Genomic DNA, 18,373 nt, shown 5'->3' on the forward strand with positions numbered 1-18,373 from the left:
CAATCTGAAGCGCGAAACGCTAGCAGCTTGCCGCGACGCCGCCTAGCGCGCCGCGGCAGACCTGCTTTTCCGAATGTCACGTCTTGGTGTGCAGAAATATTTCTGCGTCAGGCGGCGCTGAGCCGCTCCAGGCCCTTCCAGTCGAAGGCGATGCCGTGCCCCGGGCGATCCGGCGCGATCGCCATGCCCTGCTCCAGAACCAGTGGATGCTCGATATAGCGATCGAGACCGAAGCCGTGCGCCTCGAGATACGACCGGTTCGGGCACGCCGCCAGCAGATGCACGGTGATGTCATGCGCGCCGTGACTGGTGACGGGAATATTGAAGGCCTCGGCGAGGCGCGCGATCTTCATGAAGCTGGTCACGCCGCCGCAATTGGTGACGTCGGGCTCGGCGTAGGATAGCGCGCCACCGGCGATATAGGGCTTGAACTCCCACAGGCTGCGCAGGTTCTCGCCGGCCGCGATCGGCACGCCGCCGGCTTGCAGGATGCGGGCGTGTCCCGCGACGTCGTCCGGGATGGTCGGCTCCTCGAGCCAGGTCAGGTCGAACGGTTGCAGGGCGCGCGCGGCGCGGATCGCTTCCTCGACGGTCCATTTCATGTTGGCGTCGGCCATCAGCGGAAATTCGTCGCCGAGATGACCGCGCATCGCCTTCACGCGCGCCACGTCGGACGCAAGGCTCGGCCGGCCGACCTTCATCTTGATGGCACGAAAGCCCTTGGCCAGATTGTCGTCGGTCTGCTTCAGCAAACCATCCAGCGGCAGATCAAGATCGATGCCGCCGGCATAGCAGGGGACGCGGCGGTCGAAGCCGCCGAGCAGCCGCCACAGCGGCAGCGATGACCGGCGCGCCTTGAGGTCCCACAACGCGATGTCGAGCGCGGACAGCGCCAGCACCGCCGGCCCGCCGCGGCCGCCATAATGCAGCGCCCACCACACTTTGTGCCAAAGCTGCTCGGTGTCGTCGGCCTCCATCCCGCGCGCGATGTCGCCGATTTCGCGGCTCAGAATATCGGCGACGGCGCCGCCATTGCGGCCGACTGTGTAGGTGTAGCCGGTGCCTTCCGCACCGTCGGCATCGCGGGCGCGGATCGTGACGAGCTCGAACGCCTTGATCTCGCCATGCGTGCTGTCGCTCAGCATCACCGGGAGCGGGATCTTGTAGAATCCGATGCTGAAGTCCTTGAGGATGGCCACGCCGGAACTCCTTGTCATGGACGATGCAATGCGCGGTGCACGATCCCAAAAGCCCCGGCTGCCTGCAACCTTGCGCCTGCGAATGTCTGCCTTGAGCGATCGGCGTGCCTTCGGAGATACAAGGCATATGACCACCGTGCAGATCGGCGGTCATACCGGACATGGGATCGGCCGACCTGCCATGGCGGCGCGGCGGTGACACGCGCTGGACGTCGGCGCGGCGGCCGGGCGCGCGTCGATGCCCGCATTGCGGTCGCATTGGCTCCAATGAATAGCCACGGAAAAATCAGACGCCAGCCAAACTTCGCGCGTAGGTTTTATCGCTTGCTGACCTCGAAAAGGAATCGACCATGCGCAATCTCACAGCATTCGTCACTGTCGCCGCGCTCGTCCTCGGAACGCCCGCCTTGGTGCAAGCGCAAGGCGCGCAACCCAAGGCGCCGCCGCAGTCATCTGATCAATCCACTGTCATCCGGAGCATACAGGTCGTCGACATCAAGGACCTCAAGCCCGAGATGCGATCGAAGATCGAGGATGCGATGGCAAAGACCAAGGAGGACGACATCCAGTCGCTTCGGAAGTCGATTGACGCGACACCGCAGGCGGTCTCCGCGCTCAAGGCCAAGGGCCTGACTTCGTCGCAGGTCGTCGCCATCAACATTGCCGATGGCGTGCTGACGATGTTCGCCAAGACAGCCTGACCAGGGTCAGCGAAGGTCGGTATCGGTGGTTGGACCTCCCCGCGGCCACCGATGCCAACAACTCCCGCAGCCGGCGCTGCGGGAGTTTTCATTTCTCATAGGTGCGCGGCCCGTCCAGTGGACGTTCACCGGGGCAAGCGATCAGTCAGGCTGGTTGGGCCTGGCACGTTCCGCGCGTTTCAACTCGCGATCGATCAGCGTGCAGACGCGCCGCCGCGCCAGCAGGTCGAGCCGCGCGCGCGTGGTGCCTTGCCTGGTCTTGCCGTTGATGTCGAACGACCAGGCCCAGAGGTCGGGTTCGATGTTGGTGAGTGTGTATTGAATGTCCCGATGACGACCGATCAGCTTCTTCATGCCGTTTCTTCTTGTTGGCTGAAGATTGCATAGCCAGATCGTGAAGGCGTCTGTATCCGGTCGAATACTGAGTCGGGTGTCCGCAGGGCGGAATTTTCCAAATCACCGATTTGGGGTCGCTGTGCAGTGGCTGCGTGAAACAGACGAGTGCGCACCAAGATTCGCAGTCGTCCTGGCGAAAGCCAGGACCCATTACCCCAAGTACGCATTGTTGCGCGACGCTGGGGCTACGATCTCGTTCACAATCAAATGCGGTGGTTATGGCTCCTGGCTTTCGCCAGGACGACAATGATGAGTCTCGCCTGCAACATCCGCCGCGGCGTATGGGCCTCTGCTTTCGCAGGGACGGCCGAAGGAAAGGTCAACCCATCTCCACCAAGTCCCGCAGTCTACCTCACAAATTTATCACCCCGCGCCGCGCGGCATGGGCGACGGCGTCGGTGCGGCCGGTGGCGTCGAGCTTGTCGAGCAGGGAGCCGACATGAAACTTGGCGGTGTGGACGGAAATTCCGAGCCGCTGTGCGATCATCTTGTTGGATGCGCCTTCGGCCAGCAGCGCCAGCACGTCGAGCTCGCGCGGCGTCAGCTCGAAGTCGCCGGCGCCCGCGGCCTCGCGGTTGCGTGCGACGACCGCCGCCGTGGCCTGTTCGCCCGGCGCGGCGAGCCGCAGGCCGGCGACGCTGCCGAGCAGGGTTGCCAGCCGGTCGGCGAGGACGGCGTCGTCGACCTCGAGCGCGATGACGATGTCGTTGGCCGGCTCGCTGCTCACGTCTCGGGCCTCTCTCCGACCGTCACCTTGAAATTCAGCGGCTCGCCGCCGCGATGCACGGTAAGCTCGACCACCGTGCCGACGCTCTGCGGTCCGAGGCCGCGCGACAGCGCCCGCACGCCGGACAGCTTCTCGCCATTCACGGCAATGATCACGTCGCCCTGCCGGATGCCGGCGGCGGCCGAGGGGCCGGCCTTGTCGACGTTCATCACCATCGCGCCGAGGCCGTCGTCGAGCCGGACCGGCTGCAAGCCGACGCCAAGATATCCGCGCGCGATGCGGCCGCTCTTCTCGAGCTGCGTTGCGACCCGCTCGATGGTCGTAGCCGGGATCGTCAGCACGCGGCGCGGGCCGAGCACGGCCATGCCGAACGGCTCGCCCGCGGCGTCCAGCGCGAGGCCGCCCTGCTGGCTGTGCCGCAGCCGGACATCGAGCTCGATCCGTGCATCGATTTCGCCGCCGCGCAGGCTGCGCCAAGCCGGGCCCGACAGGGCGACCATGCCGAGCCGCGCGGTCGGCGCGCCGCGGTCGGCGGCGACGATCACCGCGAGCGATCCCAGCGCGGGGCTCCCGGTCGACAGCTTGACGGGGGCGGCGGCGCCATCGACGCGCAGCAGCGCGATGTCGGTGGTGTGGTCGCGTCCGACGACGGTCGCCTGCCGGCGGCTGCCGTCGGCGAACTGGATTTCGATCTCGCCCTCGTCGGCCAGCGCTTCGTCGGCGGTGACGACGAGGCCGGTTTTCCAGACAAAGCCCGTGGCGCGCGCGCGATGCGAATGCACGGAGACGATTGCGGGCGCAGCGCGCGCAATGGTCTCCGCAAGGGCTGACGACAGCGAGGACAGGATATTCGGTTCGGTCATGGGAAACTCCGTTGGCTTCCCTCAATCTGGGATGTCGCGGCTGACGGCGATACTGGCCGGATGGGCAGGGCGTGGCCGGCCGCCCGGAACTGCCGTTCAGCTCAGCCGCTGCAGGGTCGCCTTCGGGCTCTCGCCGAACTTGGCGCGGTAGGCGCTCGCCATCCGGCTCAGATGGGTAAAGCCGAGGTCGAATGCAATATCGACGATGCGTTCGCCCGGCCGCGCCGTCTTGAGGCGGGCGTTGAGATGGGCGAGGCGGATGTCGAGCAACATCTCGGACACGGTGGTGCCGAAGTGACGGCGGAAGCCGAGTTGCAGCGCGCGGATGCCGGTGCCCGCGATCTCCGCAAGCTCGGCGAGGTCCAGCGGCTCGGTCGCCCGGCTCTCCAGAAAGGCGCGCACGCGTTTCAAGGCGGCCGGCTGGGCCTCAGTGCGGCCGTTGAAGACATCGATCGCCGAACTCAGGCTGTGCCGCTGCCCGTTGAGCAGGACATTGAGAAACGACTCGCGCCAATCGGCCGCCGCGACCGCCGACAAGGTCTTGCGCGGCCCGAGCTGCTCGGCGGCCGTGACAAGATGCTCGATCCTGGCCGAGAGCGTCTGCCCGAGCGGCCCGCTCAGCGCGATGGCCGGATCGAACTCGACCGGCCTCACCGTCACGCCGCCAAGCGCCGCGGCGCGATGCTCGACCAGCTTGCGGTCGAGCAGCAAGATCAGCTGGGCGCAGTCGCCGCGCCAGGTCATTTCGGTCGGAATGGTCGGCGACAGCAGCGAGGCGGTGTGTCGTGGTCCGGTGGTGAGCTCGCGCGCGGCGGTCCGCACCGAGGCCGAGCCGGACAGCGGCATCTGAAACAGGAAGAAGCGGTCGAGGCAGCCGGGATTGATCGCGACCGATCCGCCATAGGCGACATAGTTGACGGAGAAGCCGTCGAAGCCGGCGCAATTGTGATGCGCGGAGAAATCGCTCGCGGAATGATCGACCGGCGTCAGATCGTGCGGGCAGAAGATGCGGCCGATCGCTTCCGCCGCGTCATCGACGCGCGCCGTCGCCACGCGCGCGAAATCCTTGAGCCTTGCCGAACTTGCCCTTGCCGAAACCTCGTTGCCAACAGCAGTCACGCCGGCCGTCCGGAGTTGTTTGAGGTCTAAAACATCGTGCAGCCTAGAGCATCCCGCGGCAAAGGGGAACGCCGTTTCGTCGTGCAATCTGCCCGATCTGAGCGCAGGCGAATGCGGCGGCATTGGGCGGACGCTGCTCGGCGCCGCGCTCCCGCATTGCAGCATGAGGTGCCGGGTGCGGATTCGTTTATCGGCTAGACAGCCTCACCGGCCGGCGACAGGCTCCGTGCCGGCAATGCGCATCAAAACTGGAGAGGCTGACATGGGCACGCTCGAAAAAGGCATTACCCGAACCGGCACCGGCTACGGCGGCAAGACCTGGAATATCCTGGGCCAGGTCTACTATCCGAAAGCGATCACCGACTCGACCTTCGCGTTCGAGACCAACAGCGACCCCGGCCAGTTCGTGCCGGTGCACATCCACCCGACCCAGGACGAGTTCATCCTGGTGCAGGAGGGCGTGCTCGACCTCAAGCTCGACGGCGTCTGGGTGCAGGCCAAGGCTGGCGACCTGGTGCGCATGCCGCGCGGCATCCCGCACGGCTATTTCAACAAGTCGGACAAGCCGGCGCGGGCGCTGTTCTGGGTGTCGCCGATGCAGAAGCTCGAGGCGCTGTTCGAGAAGCTGCACAATCTGCAGGACCCCGTCGAAGTGGTGCGTATCTCCGCCGAGCACGAGGTGGATTTTCTGCCGCCGGAAGCCAACGACTAGCCGGCGGCCAAACAGACAATACGCAGGCGAGGCGGCAATCGCCGGAGCTGGACTCCGGCGATGACGGGGACGCGTGCGCCTAACGAAATTGGACCTGTTCATTCAATTCGGAGCGGTTTCATGGTCAAGCAGAAGCATGTGTGCGTCATCGGCGCCGGCATTTCCGGGCTCGCCGCCGGCAAGGCCTTTGCCAGTCGCGGCCACAAGGTGACCGTCATCGAGCGCAGCGGCGATCTCGGCGGGGTTTGGGAGCCGGCGCGCTCCTATCCCGACGTCCAGACCCAGAGCCCGAAGGAGCTCTATCGCTACACCGACAAGGCGATGCCGGAGTCCTATCCGGAATGGCCGAAGGGTCCGCAGGTCCATGCCTATTTGCGCGACTACGCCCGCAGCCACGGGCTCGACGGCGCGATGCGATTCGACACCAAGGTCGAAGGGATGAAGCGCCGTGCCGACGGCAGGCCGGGCTGGACGCTGGCGCTGCGCTCGACCGACGGCGCGACCGGCCACGAGGATTTCGACTTCGTCGCGGTCTGCACCGGGCAATTTAACGAGCCGCAGACCTTGCCGCTGGCCGGAGAGGACGGCTTCAAGGCGCAGGGCGGGCAGATCCTGCATTCATCGCAATACAGCGATCCAACGCTCGCCAAGGGTCGCAAGGTGGTGGTGCTCGGCGGCTCCAAATCGGCGACCGACATCGCGGTGAATGCGGTCAATTCCGGCGCCAGCGAAGTCACCATCGTGTTTCGAGAGCCGGTCTGGCGTATTCCCTATTTCGTCGGCGGCCTCGTCAACTTCAAGCGCATCCTCTACATCCGCGCCCAGGAGCAGATGTTTGCGAGCTGGGGCATCGGGCCGATGGCACGCCTCGCGCATGTCGTGGCAAAGCCGTTCGTCTGGGCGAACTGGCGCGGGCTCGAGAGCATGCTGAAGATGCAGCTCAAGCTGAAGCAATGCGGCATGGTGCCGAAGGAGCGGATCGAGGACGGCGTCAACTGCTCGGTGCCGATCGCAACACCCGGTTTCTATCCGATGGTCGCCGACGGCCGGATCAAGGCGGTGCGCGGCACCTTCGACCATTACGACGGCAAGACCATCGTGATGAGCGGCGGCCAGCGCGTCGCGGCCGACATCGCGGTGCTCGCGATCGGCTACAAGCTCGGCGTGCCGTTCCTGCCCGAGGAGTATCAGAACAAGCTGGTCGAGCCCGACGGGCAGTACCGGCTCTACCGGCTGATCGCCAATCCCGATCTGCCCGACATGGGCTTTGTCGGCTTCAATTCGAGCTTCTGCACCGTGCTGTGCGCCGATCTCGCCGCGAACTGGCTGGTGCGCTACGCCGATGGCCAGCTGGCACGGCAGCCGAGCGCGGCCGAGATGAATAGCAACATCGCGATGATGCTGAACTTCAAGCGCGTCGAGCGTCCGGCAGCGGGCGTCTATGGCGGGCTGTGCGTCGCGCCGTATCATTTCAAGCATTTCGACGAGCTGCTGGCGGACATCGGCACCAAGGCGTCGCGCCGCAACCCGCTGGTCGAAAAGTTCACGCCGCCGGACGCGGACGCTTATGCCCGCTTCCTCGCGACCGCGCCGGCATACAGGGCGGTGGCCTAGCGTGCGATAAGATTAGATTGGGCTGATGCGGCATCAGAGGGTTTACCTCTCCCTTGGGAGAGGTCGGCGCGCAGCGCCGGGTGAGGGGTTACGGTCTCTCGTTGGAACTGCCGCCCCTCACCCGATTTGCTACGCAAATCGACCTCTCCCCGTTGGGGAGAGGTGCAGCCGCTCTCTCGCCGGCATCGATCAATCGCGGCCGGCGTCGAGGAAGGCTTGCGCCAGGCGCTCGGGATTGGAGAAGCACAGTTCGTGGCTGCCGGACACCTGGACCAGGCGGAACAGCCCGAGCTTCTCCGACAACCTCGGATGCCAGGGCAGGCTGTGCGGCATCGCGGTGTCCTCGGTGCAGTTCACGTAGGACTTTGCGATGGGCATCTCGGCCGGATTGGTGCGCAGCGCGATCTTGTCCTGAAAGGTCTTCAGGGGGTGCGGGTTGAGCTTGTCATAGGCCCGCTGCGCCGTCTCGAGATCGGCGTCGTTGATGAAGGCCTCGCGCCAGATCGGGAACGGCAGCACCACCGAGCCGTCGCCGCGCTCGGCGTGGATCGCATCGAACAGGCCGCGATAGTGCGGCGGCACCATGTCGTTGAGGCACTCGCCATTGTTTGGCACGAACGCGTTCCAGTAGACGAGGCGGCGGATGCGGTTCATGGCGGCGTCGGCGACGCCCGTGATGACCATGCCGCCATAGCTGTGGCCGACCAGCACGATGTCGTTCAGATTATGCTCGGCGAGATAATCCACGATCGACTGGATCGCCTCGGCAAGGCCCGAGTCCTTCCGGTCGCCGGGCCGGTTACCCCTGACGGTCGGGGTGTGGACGACATGGCCGGCCTTGCGGATGGCAGCCGCAACCGGCTCAAACTCGGCGCCGGTATGCCAGGCGCCATGGACGAGAACATAGGTCGACATGTGTACCTCCCTGTCTGCTTTGGTTAGATCGATTGCCGCGTCCGGACGGCCCGGGATACATGCAAGTTTCATCCGGTTGCTGATGGATATTGACCTGGATATTGACCTGGACCCGCGGAACGCGCTTGGCTGTGAGCGAACCGGACTGGGCTCGGAGTGAACTGATGCAGCAAATCGCCGCCGCGGATCGCTCGCGCAGGCTGAGCTGGAATACCGCGGACACGAGGCCCGGCGAGCAGTTTGCCTATTATCGCGAGGCGATCTGCCAGGCCTTCATGAACCTGACGCCGGAGCCGCCGGCGACGCCCGGCTTCCTCGCCCGCGTCGAGACCGTTGGACTCGGGGATGGCGCGGTCAACCGGGTCAGCTTCCCGGAGCATGTCGTGCGGCGCTCCGCTGCCGACATCGCCGCGTCCAGCCGGCGCTGCTACTACCTCAATCTGAAGCTCGCCGGCCGCTGCCGGATCCAGCAGGCGGGACGCGAGATCAGCCTGTCGCCGGGACAGGTCGGAATCTTCGACAGCGGCCAGCGCTTTGCGCTGCTGCACGACCGCGGCCCGGCGCTGCAGGTCGCCTCGTTCTGGGTGCCGGCCGAGGCGCTGGATGAACGGCTGCCGTCGGCGCCCGAGGCCGCGCCGGCGCGGGTCTCGGATGATCCGTTCGTCGGCCATCTCATCACAGAAACGGCGCAGGTCCTGAACACGGCGGCGCTCCGCGCGTCCGATATAGACAACGCCCGGCTGTTCGGCGTGCTGCTCGATCTGGTCGCGCTCAGCCTGTCGCGCAGCGGTCGTGCAGGCGTTGCCGAAAGCGCCGGCCTTGCCGATGCGACGTGGCTTGCGCTGCGCCGCGCCGTGGACCGCAGGCTGCGCGAGCCCGGGCTCGGCGTTGCCGCCATTGCGGCTGCGATCGGCATCAGCGAACGCTATGTCCACAAACTGTTCGAGCGCGCCGGCACGACATTCGCCAGCCATGTGATGGATCGCCGCCTCGACGGCGCGGCGCGCGATCTGAGAGACCCCGTGATCGCCGGGCGCGCGATCGGCGACATCGCGTTCGACTGGGGCTTTTCCGACCTGTCGCATTTCACGCGGCGCTTCCGGCATCGCTTCGGCTGCACGCCGCGCGACTGGCGCCGCGGCTGACCAACGCTTGGAAATCGCCATGGCGCAGCCGTTCACCTACCAGGTCAGCCCGATGCGGGTCGTGTTCGGGGTCGGCACCGTCGCGCAGCTGGCGGACGAGCTCGACCGGCTCGGCATCAGCCGCGCGCTGGTGCTGGCTAGCCGGCGGCAGCAGGCCGAGCTCGGCGATCTCGCTGAGCTGACCGGCGGCCGTGTGGCCGGATTGTTCGACGGCGCGGTGGTGCACACGCCGGTCGCGGTGACCGAACGTGCGATGGAGATCGTCCGCGAGCTCAAGCCGGACGGCGTGGTTGCGATCGGTGCCGGCGCTGCGACCGGCCTCAGCAAGGCGATTGCGCTACGCACCGACCTGCCGCAACTGATCGTGCCGACCAGCTATGCCGGCTCCGAGATGACGCCGGTACTCGGCGAGACCGTCGACGGCGTCAAGACCACGCAATCGTCGCCGAAGATTCTGCCCGAGGCCGTGATCTACGACGTCAACCTGACCGTCTCGATGCCGGAAAAATTCTCGGCGATCTCCGGCCTCAACGCCATCGCGCACGCGGCCGAGGCGCTGTACGCGCGGGACGGCAACCCGATCACCTCGCTGATGGCGGAGGAGGCGATCGCGAAGCTTGCCTCGTCGCTGCCCGACGTGATCGCGCGGCCGCGCGATCTCGAGGCACGGTCGGACGCGCTTTATGGCGCGTGGCTGTGCGCGGTCTGTCTCGGCACCGTCGGCATGGCGCTGCATCACAAGCTCTGCCACACCGTCGGCGCGCTGTTCGACCTGCCGCATGCTGAGACCCATGCGGTGCTCCTGCCGCACACCATCGCCTACAACGAGCCGGCCGCGCGCGATTCAGTCAGCCGCGCGGCGAGGGCGCTTGGGACGGCTGACGCCGCCGATGGCCTGTTCGATCTGTCGGCAAGGCTCGGCGCGCCGCGCTCGCTCGCCGAGATCGGCATGCCCGAACACGGCATCGCAAAGGCGGCCGCTCTCGCCACCAAAAATCCCTACTGGAATCCGCGGCCGATCGAGGAGAGCGGTATCCGCGATCTGCTGAAGCGTGCGTGGTCCGGGTCGCGGCCGCAAGCCGGATGATCACACCCCGATCGCGTTGCGCGCGATCACGTCGCGATAGAACGCCGCGCTCAATTTCGGCACGCGGGCCTGGGTCTCGAAATCCACCCGGTAGAGGCCGAAGCGCTTCTCGTAGCCGAATATCCATTCGAAATTATCCATCAGGCTCCACAGGAAATAGCCGTGGACCGGGACCCCGTCGGCGGTCGCGCGCTGCAACTGCGCGAGGTAGTTGCGCAGGAACATGATGCGGTCGAGGTCGTAGATCTGCCCGTCCGGATGCACCTTGTCCTCGCCGGACGTGCCGTTCTCGCTGATATAGATGCTCTTGATGTTCCACAGCTTGGCGGCGATCCGCGGCGCCCAATAGATCGTCTCCGGTGCGATCCGCAGCCATTCGGAGCTCATATGCGGGAAGGAAGCCGGCATCGGCAGCGGCTTCCAGCCGGGGGCATGGTCGGTGGCAAGGACGTAGCATTGCGGCGCGTAGATATTCAGCCCGACGAAATCATTGGGCTGCGAGATGATCTTCAGCTCGTCCGCGGTGAATTTGGGCGCATCCGCGCCGGCATATTGCAGGAAGCCTTCGGTGTACTTGCCTTCGAGGACGACACCGAGAAAGCCTGCGTTGAGCTCGCGGGTCGCGATCTCGGTGGCGCGGATGTTCTCCGGCGTGTTGAAGGCGGGTACGCAGGCGGTGATGTTCTCGGCCGGCCCGACCCGCGTGCCGGCGCGGCCCTTGGCGCGGATCGCCTGCACCGCAAGGCCATGCGCCAGCGCGACGTGGTGGCGCGCCTGGTTCACCTCGCTCGCCGGCAGCTTCAGCCCCGGGGCGTCGACGCCGAGCGCATAGCCGAACGGCAGGAAACGCCCGACCTCGTTGAGGGTGAACACGTTTTTCACGCGGTCCGTCAGTCGCTGCGCCACGTAGCCGGCATAGTCGCCGAATGCCTTCGAGGTGTCGCGCGAGCGCCAGCCGCCGACGCGGTCCTGCAACGCCTGCGGCAGGTCCCAGTGATAGAGCGTGGCGTAGGGCTCGATGCCGTTCGCCAGCAGCTCGTCGACCAGGCGGTTGTAGAAGTCGAGGCCCTTCGGGTTCGGCGCGCCGGTGCCGTCGGGAAATACCCGCGGCCAGGCGATCGAGAAGCGATAGGCCTTGGCGCCGAGCTCCCTGATGAGGCGGACATCCTCCTTGTAGCGGTGATAGTGGTCGTTGGCGCGGTCGCCGGTCGAGCCGTCCTCGATCTTGCCCGATGTATGGGTGAACGTGTCCCAGATCGATGGGCCGCGGCCGTCCTCATTGACGGCGCCCTCGATCTGGTAGGACGAGGTCGCGGTGCCCCAGACGAAGCCCGTGGGAAAGTTCGTGCCGTCCGGCCGCGACGCACGGTTTGCCGCCTCGGCGGGGCCGGTCAAACCGAGCGCCGAGAGGCCTGCAAGGCCCGCAAACTGCCGGCGCGAGAACTTTCCGAACATTGTTGTCTCCCGTCGCGGACGTTGCGGCTGGAATGCGGACCGTAGGTTAACCTTCCATCCCGCCGTTGAGCAACAAGGGGCGGCGGGCCCAAGCGCCGTGGCGAGCGGCGTACCAATCAATGCGAACCATTGTGATGTCAATGTCGCGGAGTTGTCAGTTTTGTGGCGACATTTTCTCTACTAGATTGCCTGCTACGTCCTTCCGCAATGACATCCGAATATCCCCGAGATTCCCGTGAGCTGGGCGCGATGAACAAGCCTGCAACCCATGTCCGAAGGGCGCTGCTGCGTCGTCTTGCCACTGCGATCGGCCTGCTGCTGACAATGGCCGCGGGCGCGCAGGCCGAGCAGACATTTTCGTTCGACCGCACGCCCGGAAAGCTGCCGAAGACGGTCGTCCCGTTGCATTACGCGATCGAGCTGAGGCCTGACATCACGAGCCTCGCTCTGCCTGGGGTGGAGACCGTCGACATCGAGGTGCGCGAGGCGACCGCGCAGCTGACGCTGAACGCGGTCAACACGACTTTCACCGACGTCACGATCGATGACAGCGCGCAGCGCGCGGAGGTCGCGACCGACGCCACCGCGCAGACCGCAACGCTGACTTTCGCCAAGCCGCTTGCGGCCGGCCGCCACAAGCTGCGCATCGTCTTCGCGGCGCAGATCAATAAGTTCGGCACCGGCCTGTTCTCGGTCGACTACCCGACCAGGACCGGGATCAAGCGGATGATCTCCAGCAAGCTGGAGCCGGCCGATGCGAGGCGGATCTTCCCGTGCTGGGACGAGCCGTCGTTCAAGGCGAGCTTCGCACTGACCGTCGTCATTCCGCGCAACCTGCTCGCGGTCGGCAACATGCCCGTGACGGACGAAGAGCCGGTCGCCGGCGACCTCAAAAAGGTTGCGTTCGCGCCGACGCCGAAGATGTCGAGCTATCTGTTCGTGCTCGCGGTGGGCGAACTCGAGCGCGTCACAGCGGATGCTGGCGGCGTCACGGTCGGCGTGGTGACGACGGAGGGCAAGGGCGGGCAGGGCCGGTTCGCGCTCGACAGCGCGGTGAAGCTGCTCGCCTATTACAACGACTATTTCGGCGTCAAATATCCGCTGCCGAAGCTCGACCTGATCGCCGTTCCCGGCGGGTTCGGCGGCGCGATGGAGAATTGGGGTGGCATCACCTTCTTCGAAAGCCGGCTGCTGTTCGACCCCGCGATCTCTGCGGAGACCGCGCGGCGCGGCATCTTCGCCATCATCGCGCACGAGATGGCGCATATGTGGTTCGGCGATCTCGTCACCATGGCGTGGTGGGACAATCTCTGGCTCAACGAGGGCTTTGCCAGCTGGATGGCAACCAAGGCTTCTGAGCAGTTCTATCCAGAGTGGCAGGGCTGGCTGAACGGCTACGGCGCGAAGCAGTTCGCCATGACGCTCGATGCGCGGCGCACCTCGCATCCGGTGCAGCAGCCGATTGCCGATCACAGTGAAGCAGTCACGGCATTCGACGCCATCACCTACAACAAGGGGCAGGCGCTGATCCGCATGCTCGAGACCTATCTCGGCGAACAGGCATTTCGCGACGGCATCCGCAAATACATGGCCGCGCATGCCTACAGCAACTCGACGACCGCTGATCTCTGGCAGGCGCTCGAGAGTAGCGGCGGCAAGACCATCACCGGCATCGCCGCCTCCTTCACCGAGCAGGACGGCGTGCCGCTGGTCGTGGCCGAGGCGGACTGTGTTGGCGCCGCGCAGCGCCTGACGTTGCGGCAGGATCGCTTCGTGATCGCGCCTGCCAACGATCCGCCGCTGCCGGCCCGCAACTGGCAGATCCCGGTCGCGGTCGGACCGTCGCATGGCAAGCCGTTCGACGAGATATTGCTCAAGAAGAGCACCAATATCCCGGCCGGCGCGTGCGGCGATGCGATCAAGGTCAACCTCGGCGACGTCGGCTACTTCAGGGTCGAGTACGGCCCGAAGAACCGTGCGGCGCTGCTGAACGCATTCCCGCAAATGCAGGTCGCCGACCGTCTGAATGTCGTCACCGACAGCTGGGCGCTGGTGCAGGCGGGCCGCGCGGAGGCGCCGTCCTATCTCGCGCTGCTCGATGCGCTCGATGCCGGTGACCATCGCGCGGTGTGGGACCAGGTGATCTCGACATTCGCCACGCTGGACCGGCTGTCGCGCGGCCGCACCGAGCGGCCGGTGATCCAGGCCTATGCCCGCGCCAGGCTGCGCCCGGTGTTCGATCGGATCGGATGGGACGGCGCCGGTTCAGGCGACGATGACACTGCGTTGTTGCGCGCAAGCCTGATCTCGACGCTTGGCGACCTCGGGGATGCGGCTATTGTGGCGGAAGCGAAGCGGCGCTTTGCGGCATTCGCCGATGATCCCAATTCGCTTCCGACCGCATTGCGCGATGCCGTCACGCATGTTGTCGGTGTGACCGCCGATCGGGCAACCTACGACCAGCTGCTGGCGCTCGCGCGCAACAGCACGGCGACCAATGAACGGCTGCGCTATTATCTCGCGGCGGCAAGCGCCCGCGATGCCGAACTGGCGCGGGCGACGCTGGCGTTGACGCTGACCGGCGAATTGCCCGACACGATCGTGACGGGGATGATCAACGCGGTTGCGTCCGCAGGCGAGCAGCCGCAGCTTGCCTGGGACTTCGTCCGGACCAACTTCGATACGTTGCTGGCAAGGCAGGGGCCGAACTTCCGCGACCAGTTCGTGCCGAACTTCATGACCAATTTTACCGATGAGGCGCACGCGGCGGAACTGGCCGCGTTTGCTCCGTCGCAATCAACCACCGGCGGACGGGTGATGGTGGCGCGATCCGTTCAGGCGATCGCGATCTCGGCCGATCTTGCCGCGCGCGTGCTGCCCGCCGCCGATGACTGGATCAGGGCGCACAAGCCGTGAGATCGCGAGGGAGTTTCCGGCGGCACGCGATGCGGCTATGCTCCGTGCGCGGCATGCAATCAACGATGCGAGGCTGAGATGGTCAAAGGTTCCGATTTGCTGGTCGCGGCCCTCGAGAACGAGGGCGTGGAGCGGGTGTTCGGCGTCCCGGGCGAGGAGAATCTCGACGTCGTCGAGAGCCTGCGCAAATCCTCGATCAAACTGATCGTCACGCGCCACGAGCAGGCCGCGGCGTTCATGGCGGCGACCTATGGCCGGCTGACCGGTAAGCCCGGCGTCTGCATGACGACGCTCGGCCCCGGCGCGCTCAACTTGACCACCGGCGCCGCCTACGCGCTGCTCGGCGCGATGCCGATGGTGATGCTGACGGGACAGAAGGGCATTTTGAGCAGCCGGCAGGCCAAGTTCCAGATTGTCGACATCGCCAACACGTTTCGTCCGTTGACCAAGCTGTCGCTGCAGATCGTCAGCGGCGCGACCATTCCGACGCTGGTCCGTGATGCCTTCCGCATTGCGACGCAGGAACGGCCGGGGCCGGTGCTGCTCGAACTGCCGGAAGATATCGCAGGCGAGGAGATTGCGCCGGTCGAAATGATATCGCCGCATCCGATCGAGATTCCGATCGCACACGCGGCCGCGCTCGACCGCGCCGCCGACATGATCCTGAAGGCGCAGCGCCCGCTGATCATGCTTGGTGCGGCGGCATCGCGTCCGCGTTCGACCGCCGGGATCGGCGATTTCGTGCAGCGCACGAAAATCCCGTTCTTCACGACGCAGATGGGCAAGGGCACGGTATCCGGCGGCACCAATCAGTATATGGGAACCGCTGCGCTGAGCGAGCGCGACTATGTGCACGAGGCGATCGACCGCGCCGACCTCATCATCGCGATCGGTCACGACACGGTCGAGAAGCCGCCCTTCATCATGGGTCCGAAGGGCCCGCAGGTGATCCATGTCAGCTACATGCCGGCAACGGTCGAGCAGGTCTATTTCCCGCAATGCGAGGTGATCGGCGACGTCGGTCCGAGCCTTGAGCTGCTGGCCGACCGGGTCGAGGGAAAGCTGCCGCATGCCAGCGCGCTGCTCAGCCTGCGCCAGGGCATTCTGGCGAAGATCACCGATCGCGCCACCGAGGGCCGCTGGCCGCCGACGCCGCAGCGCATCGTGCACGATGTGCGGCAGGTGATTCCCGAGGACGGCATCGTCGCGCTCGACAACGGCATGTACAAGATCTGGTTCGCGCGCAACTACCGCACGCTGCTTGCCAACTCGCTGCTTCTCGACAACGCGCTCGCGACCATGGGCGCCGGCCTGCCGTCGGCGATGATGGCCGCGATGCTGTATCCGAAGAATCGCGTGCTCGCGGTGTGCGGCGACGGCGGCTTCATGATGAACTCGCAGGAGATGGAGACCGCGGTCCGCCTCAAGCTCAATCTGGTGATCCTGATCCTGGAGGACTCCGCCTACGGCATGATCCGCTGGAAGCAGGCGGTCGATCATTTCCCGGATTTCGGCCTGACCTTCGGCAATCCGGATTTCGTCAAATACGCCGAAAGCTACGGCGCCAAGGGTTCGCGGATCACGAGCACGGATGCGATCGTCCCGACCCTGGAACGGGCGTTTTCCGGCGGCGGCGTGCATCTTGTCGTGGCGCCGATCGACTATACCGAGAACAAGCGGGTGCTGGTCGACGAATTGCGCGAGAAGGTGCAGCAGATCGATGTCGAATAGCGGATTGTCGCTGACGGCACGGAACGAAATGCCCTCGGCTTGATTGAACGTCAGCCGCCATGGTAGCACGCCAAGATATCACGCAATGGCATCACCATTGCGCAGATGGTCGGCGATACCAGATCTGAGAGGTCACGTGACTGCACCAAATCCCGCCGCCGGCAAACCCATCGATCCCGCCTCGCTAGCCAATGTGCCGCGGCTGGTCACGGCCTATTTTGCCGGCAAGCCCGATGCCACCGATCCTACCCAGCGGGTTGCGTTCGGCACCTCGGGCCATCGCGGCTCGTCGCTGAAGAATTCCTTCAACGAGGACCATATCCTCGCCACCACGCAGGCGATCTGCGATTACCGGCGCGAGAAGGGCCTCACCGGGCCGCTGTTCATCGGCATCGACACCCATGCGCTGGCCGAGCCGGCGCTGGCCAGCGCGGTCGAAGTGTTCGCGGCGAACGGCGTCGAGATCATGATCGATGCGCAGGGCGGCTACACCCCGACGCCGGTGATCTCGCACGCGATCCTGAGCTACAACAAGGGCCGCAGCACGGGCCTTGCCGACGGCGTCGTCATCACGCCGTCACACAACCCGCCGGAGGACGGCGGCTACAAATACAATCCGCCGCATGGCGGTCCGGCCGACACTGACGTCACCGCTGTGGTCGAGAAGAACGCCAATCGCTATATCGAGGCCGGCCTCAAGGGCGTCGCGCGGCTGCCCTATGATCGCGCGCGCAAGGCAGCGACCACGCATCTGCACGACTACATCACGCCCTATGTCGCCGATCTCGGCAACACCGTCGATCTCGCGCTGATCAAGTCTGCCGGCGTCAAGATCGGCATCGACCCGCTCGGCGGCGCGGCGGTGCACTACTGGCAGCCGATCATCGCGCGCTACGGCATCAATGCCACCGTCGTCAATGATGCCGTCGATCCGACCTTCCGCTTCATGACCGCGGACTGGGACGGCAAGATCCGGATGGACTGCTCGTCGCCTTATGCGATGGCGAGCCTGATCGGGATGCGCGACCGGTTCGACGTCGCCTTCGCCAACGACACCGATGCCGACCGCCACGGCATCGTGACCCGTTCGAACGGGCTGATGAACCCGAACCACTTCCTCGCCACCGCGATCGCCTATCTCTTCGCGCACCGCCCGCAATGGAGCAAGGACGCCGCGATCGGCAAGACCATCGTGTCGAGCTCGATCATCGATCGCGTGGCGAAGAAGCTGAACCGCAAGCTGGTCGAGACGCCGGTCGGCTTCAAATGGTTCGTCGACGGGCTCGGCAGCGGCGGCTTCGGCTTTGCCGGTGAGGAGAGCGCAGGCGCCTCGTTCCTGAAGCGCGACGGCTCGGTGTGGACCACCGACAAGGACGGCATCATCCTCGGCCTCTTGGCAGCCGAGATCATCGCCAAGACCGGCCGCGATCCGAGCGAATTGTTTGGCGAGCTGACCGCCGAACTCGGCGTTCCCTATTACGAGCGCATCGATGTCGCGGCGACGCCGAAGCAGAAGAACGCGCTGAAGGCGCTCGGGCCCGAGCAGCTCAGCATGACGCAGCTCGCCGGCGATGCTGTGCGCGCGGTCAGGACCAGGGCGCCGGGCAACGACCAGCCGTTCGGCGGCATCAAGGTCGAGAGCGAGGCGGGCTGGTTCGCCGCGCGTCCCTCCGGCACCGAGGATGTCTACAAGATCTACGCCGAAAGCTTCCGCGGGCCGGATCATCTGAAGCAGATCCAGCGCGATGCGCAGGCCGCGATCGCCAAGGTGTTCTGAAAGGCGCGGGCCGGGC

15 protein-coding genes are annotated in these 18,373 nt (G+C 65.8%); 8 read left to right on the forward strand and 7 right to left on the reverse strand.

Going from position 1 to position 18,373, the window contains the following annotated elements; translation table 11 throughout:
* Positions 1–107 precede the first annotated feature (107 nt).
* Positions 108–1,145: a mandelate racemase/muconate lactonizing enzyme family protein gene (locus JEY66_RS11645; protein ID WP_240536881.1), complete on the reverse strand. Its 1,038-nt coding sequence runs from the start codon at positions 1,143–1,145 to the stop codon at positions 108–110.
* 404 nt (positions 1,146–1,549) lie between these two features.
* Between JEY66_RS11645 and JEY66_RS11650 the strand changes: the two genes are divergently transcribed.
* A complete protein-coding gene (locus tag JEY66_RS11650) occupies positions 1,550–1,900 on the forward strand; it encodes a hypothetical protein (RefSeq protein ID WP_018273309.1) in 351 nt (116 codons plus the stop codon).
* Between the two features lie 141 nt (positions 1,901–2,041).
* Here JEY66_RS11650 and JEY66_RS11655 read toward each other — a convergent pair whose 3' ends face one another.
* The 4 genes from JEY66_RS11655 to JEY66_RS11670 form a co-directional block, all read right to left on the reverse strand.
* Positions 2,042–2,254: a hypothetical protein gene (locus tag JEY66_RS11655; protein ID WP_018273308.1), complete on the reverse strand. Its 213-nt coding sequence runs from the start codon at positions 2,252–2,254 to the stop codon at positions 2,042–2,044.
* Positions 2,255–2,648: 394 nt separating this feature from the next.
* Positions 2,649–3,023, reverse strand: coding sequence for a response regulator transcription factor (locus JEY66_RS11660; RefSeq protein WP_018273307.1), 375 nt, complete (start codon positions 3,021–3,023; stop codon positions 2,649–2,651).
* Entirely contained in the window at positions 3,020–3,886 is an 867-nt protein-coding gene (locus tag JEY66_RS11665; protein WP_018273306.1) for a S1C family serine protease, read from the reverse strand. The genes JEY66_RS11660 and JEY66_RS11665 overlap by 4 nt, the downstream gene beginning before the upstream one ends.
* A gap of 96 nt (positions 3,887–3,982) precedes the next feature.
* Positions 3,983–5,005: an AraC family transcriptional regulator gene (locus JEY66_RS11670; protein ID WP_026193230.1), complete on the reverse strand. Its 1,023-nt coding sequence runs from the start codon at positions 5,003–5,005 to the stop codon at positions 3,983–3,985.
* Between the two features lie 262 nt (positions 5,006–5,267).
* Here JEY66_RS11670 and JEY66_RS11675 point away from each other — a divergent pair, with 262 nt between their 5' ends.
* Together JEY66_RS11675 and JEY66_RS11680 are read left to right on the forward strand one after the other, a co-directional pair.
* Positions 5,268–5,717 carry a cupin domain-containing protein gene (locus tag JEY66_RS11675; RefSeq protein WP_016842394.1) on the forward strand — a complete coding sequence of 150 codons (450 nt, stop codon included), beginning with the start codon at positions 5,268–5,270 and terminating at the stop codon, positions 5,715–5,717.
* Positions 5,718–5,837: 120 nt separating this feature from the next.
* Positions 5,838–7,331 (forward strand): flavin-containing monooxygenase, encoded by a 1,494-nt coding sequence (locus tag JEY66_RS11680; protein ID WP_018273304.1) that lies wholly within the window; start codon positions 5,838–5,840, stop codon positions 7,329–7,331.
* 189 nt (positions 7,332–7,520) lie between these two features.
* On the opposite strand, the gene JEY66_RS11685 is transcribed toward JEY66_RS11680, so the two are convergent.
* Entirely contained in the window at positions 7,521–8,246 is a 726-nt protein-coding gene (locus JEY66_RS11685; RefSeq protein WP_016842396.1) for an alpha/beta hydrolase, read from the reverse strand.
* Positions 8,247–8,410: 164 nt separating this feature from the next.
* Between JEY66_RS11685 and JEY66_RS11690 the strand changes: the two genes are divergently transcribed.
* Both JEY66_RS11690 and JEY66_RS11695 read left to right on the forward strand, forming a co-directional pair.
* Positions 8,411–9,391, forward strand: a complete 981-nt coding sequence (locus tag JEY66_RS11690; RefSeq protein WP_016842397.1) for a helix-turn-helix domain-containing protein — start codon at positions 8,411–8,413, stop codon at positions 9,389–9,391.
* A gap of 19 nt (positions 9,392–9,410) precedes the next feature.
* Positions 9,411–10,478 carry a maleylacetate reductase gene (locus JEY66_RS11695; protein ID WP_016842398.1) on the forward strand — a complete coding sequence of 356 codons (1,068 nt, stop codon included), beginning with the start codon at positions 9,411–9,413 and terminating at the stop codon, positions 10,476–10,478.
* Here JEY66_RS11695 and JEY66_RS11700 read toward each other — a convergent pair whose 3' ends face one another.
* A complete protein-coding gene (locus JEY66_RS11700; RefSeq protein ID WP_016842399.1) occupies positions 10,479–11,933 on the reverse strand; it encodes a GH1 family beta-glucosidase in 1,455 nt (484 codons plus the stop codon). It abuts the gene before it with no gap.
* A gap of 249 nt (positions 11,934–12,182) precedes the next feature.
* On the opposite strand from JEY66_RS11700, the gene JEY66_RS11705 reads away from it, so the two are divergent.
* The 3 genes from JEY66_RS11705 (at position 12,183) to pgm (ending at position 18,357) form a co-directional block, all read left to right on the forward strand.
* The gene (locus JEY66_RS11705) at positions 12,183–14,849 is read left to right on the forward strand and encodes a M1 family metallopeptidase (protein WP_016842400.1); all 2,667 of its coding nucleotides are present in this window, start codon (positions 12,183–12,185) and stop codon (positions 14,847–14,849) included.
* Between the two features lie 78 nt (positions 14,850–14,927).
* Positions 14,928–16,580 (forward strand): acetolactate synthase large subunit, encoded by a 1,653-nt coding sequence (locus tag JEY66_RS11710; protein WP_018273303.1) that lies wholly within the window; start codon positions 14,928–14,930, stop codon positions 16,578–16,580.
* A gap of 136 nt (positions 16,581–16,716) precedes the next feature.
* Positions 16,717–18,357 (forward strand): phosphoglucomutase (alpha-D-glucose-1,6-bisphosphate-dependent), encoded by a 1,641-nt coding sequence (gene pgm, locus JEY66_RS11715; protein WP_016842402.1) that lies wholly within the window; start codon positions 16,717–16,719, stop codon positions 18,355–18,357.
* The last annotated feature ends 16 nt before the right edge of the window (positions 18,358–18,373 follow it).

It is taken from the genome of Bradyrhizobium elkanii USDA 76 (genome assembly GCF_023278185.1).
GTDB lineage: Bacteria > Pseudomonadota > Alphaproteobacteria > Rhizobiales > Xanthobacteraceae > Bradyrhizobium > Bradyrhizobium elkanii.

Coding starts and splice junctions, on each gene's coding strand:
- JEY66_RS11680 (WP_018273304.1), top strand. CDS start 5,838: ATGGTCAAGCAGAAGCATGTGTGCGTCATCGGCGCCGGCATTTCCGGG.
- JEY66_RS11665 (WP_018273306.1), bottom strand. CDS start 3,886: ATGACCGAACCGAATATCCTGTCCTCGCTGTCGTCAGCCCTTGCGGAG.
- JEY66_RS11655 (WP_018273308.1), bottom strand. CDS start 2,254: ATGAAGAAGCTGATCGGTCGTCATCGGGACATTCAATACACACTCACC.
- JEY66_RS11685 (WP_016842396.1), bottom strand. CDS start 8,246: ATGTCGACCTATGTTCTCGTCCATGGCGCCTGGCATACCGGCGCCGAG.
- JEY66_RS11700 (WP_016842399.1), bottom strand. CDS start 11,933: ATGTTCGGAAAGTTCTCGCGCCGGCAGTTTGCGGGCCTTGCAGGCCTC.
- JEY66_RS11650 (WP_018273309.1), top strand. CDS start 1,550: ATGCGCAATCTCACAGCATTCGTCACTGTCGCCGCGCTCGTCCTCGGA.
- JEY66_RS11690 (WP_016842397.1), top strand. CDS start 8,411: ATGCAGCAAATCGCCGCCGCGGATCGCTCGCGCAGGCTGAGCTGGAAT.
- JEY66_RS11675 (WP_016842394.1), top strand. CDS start 5,268: ATGGGCACGCTCGAAAAAGGCATTACCCGAACCGGCACCGGCTACGGC.
- JEY66_RS11645 (WP_240536881.1), bottom strand. CDS start 1,145: ATGCTGAGCGACAGCACGCATGGCGAGATCAAGGCGTTCGAGCTCGTC.
- JEY66_RS11710 (WP_018273303.1), top strand. CDS start 14,928: ATGGTCAAAGGTTCCGATTTGCTGGTCGCGGCCCTCGAGAACGAGGGC.
- JEY66_RS11705 (WP_016842400.1), top strand. CDS start 12,183: ATGAACAAGCCTGCAACCCATGTCCGAAGGGCGCTGCTGCGTCGTCTT.
- JEY66_RS11695 (WP_016842398.1), top strand. CDS start 9,411: ATGGCGCAGCCGTTCACCTACCAGGTCAGCCCGATGCGGGTCGTGTTC.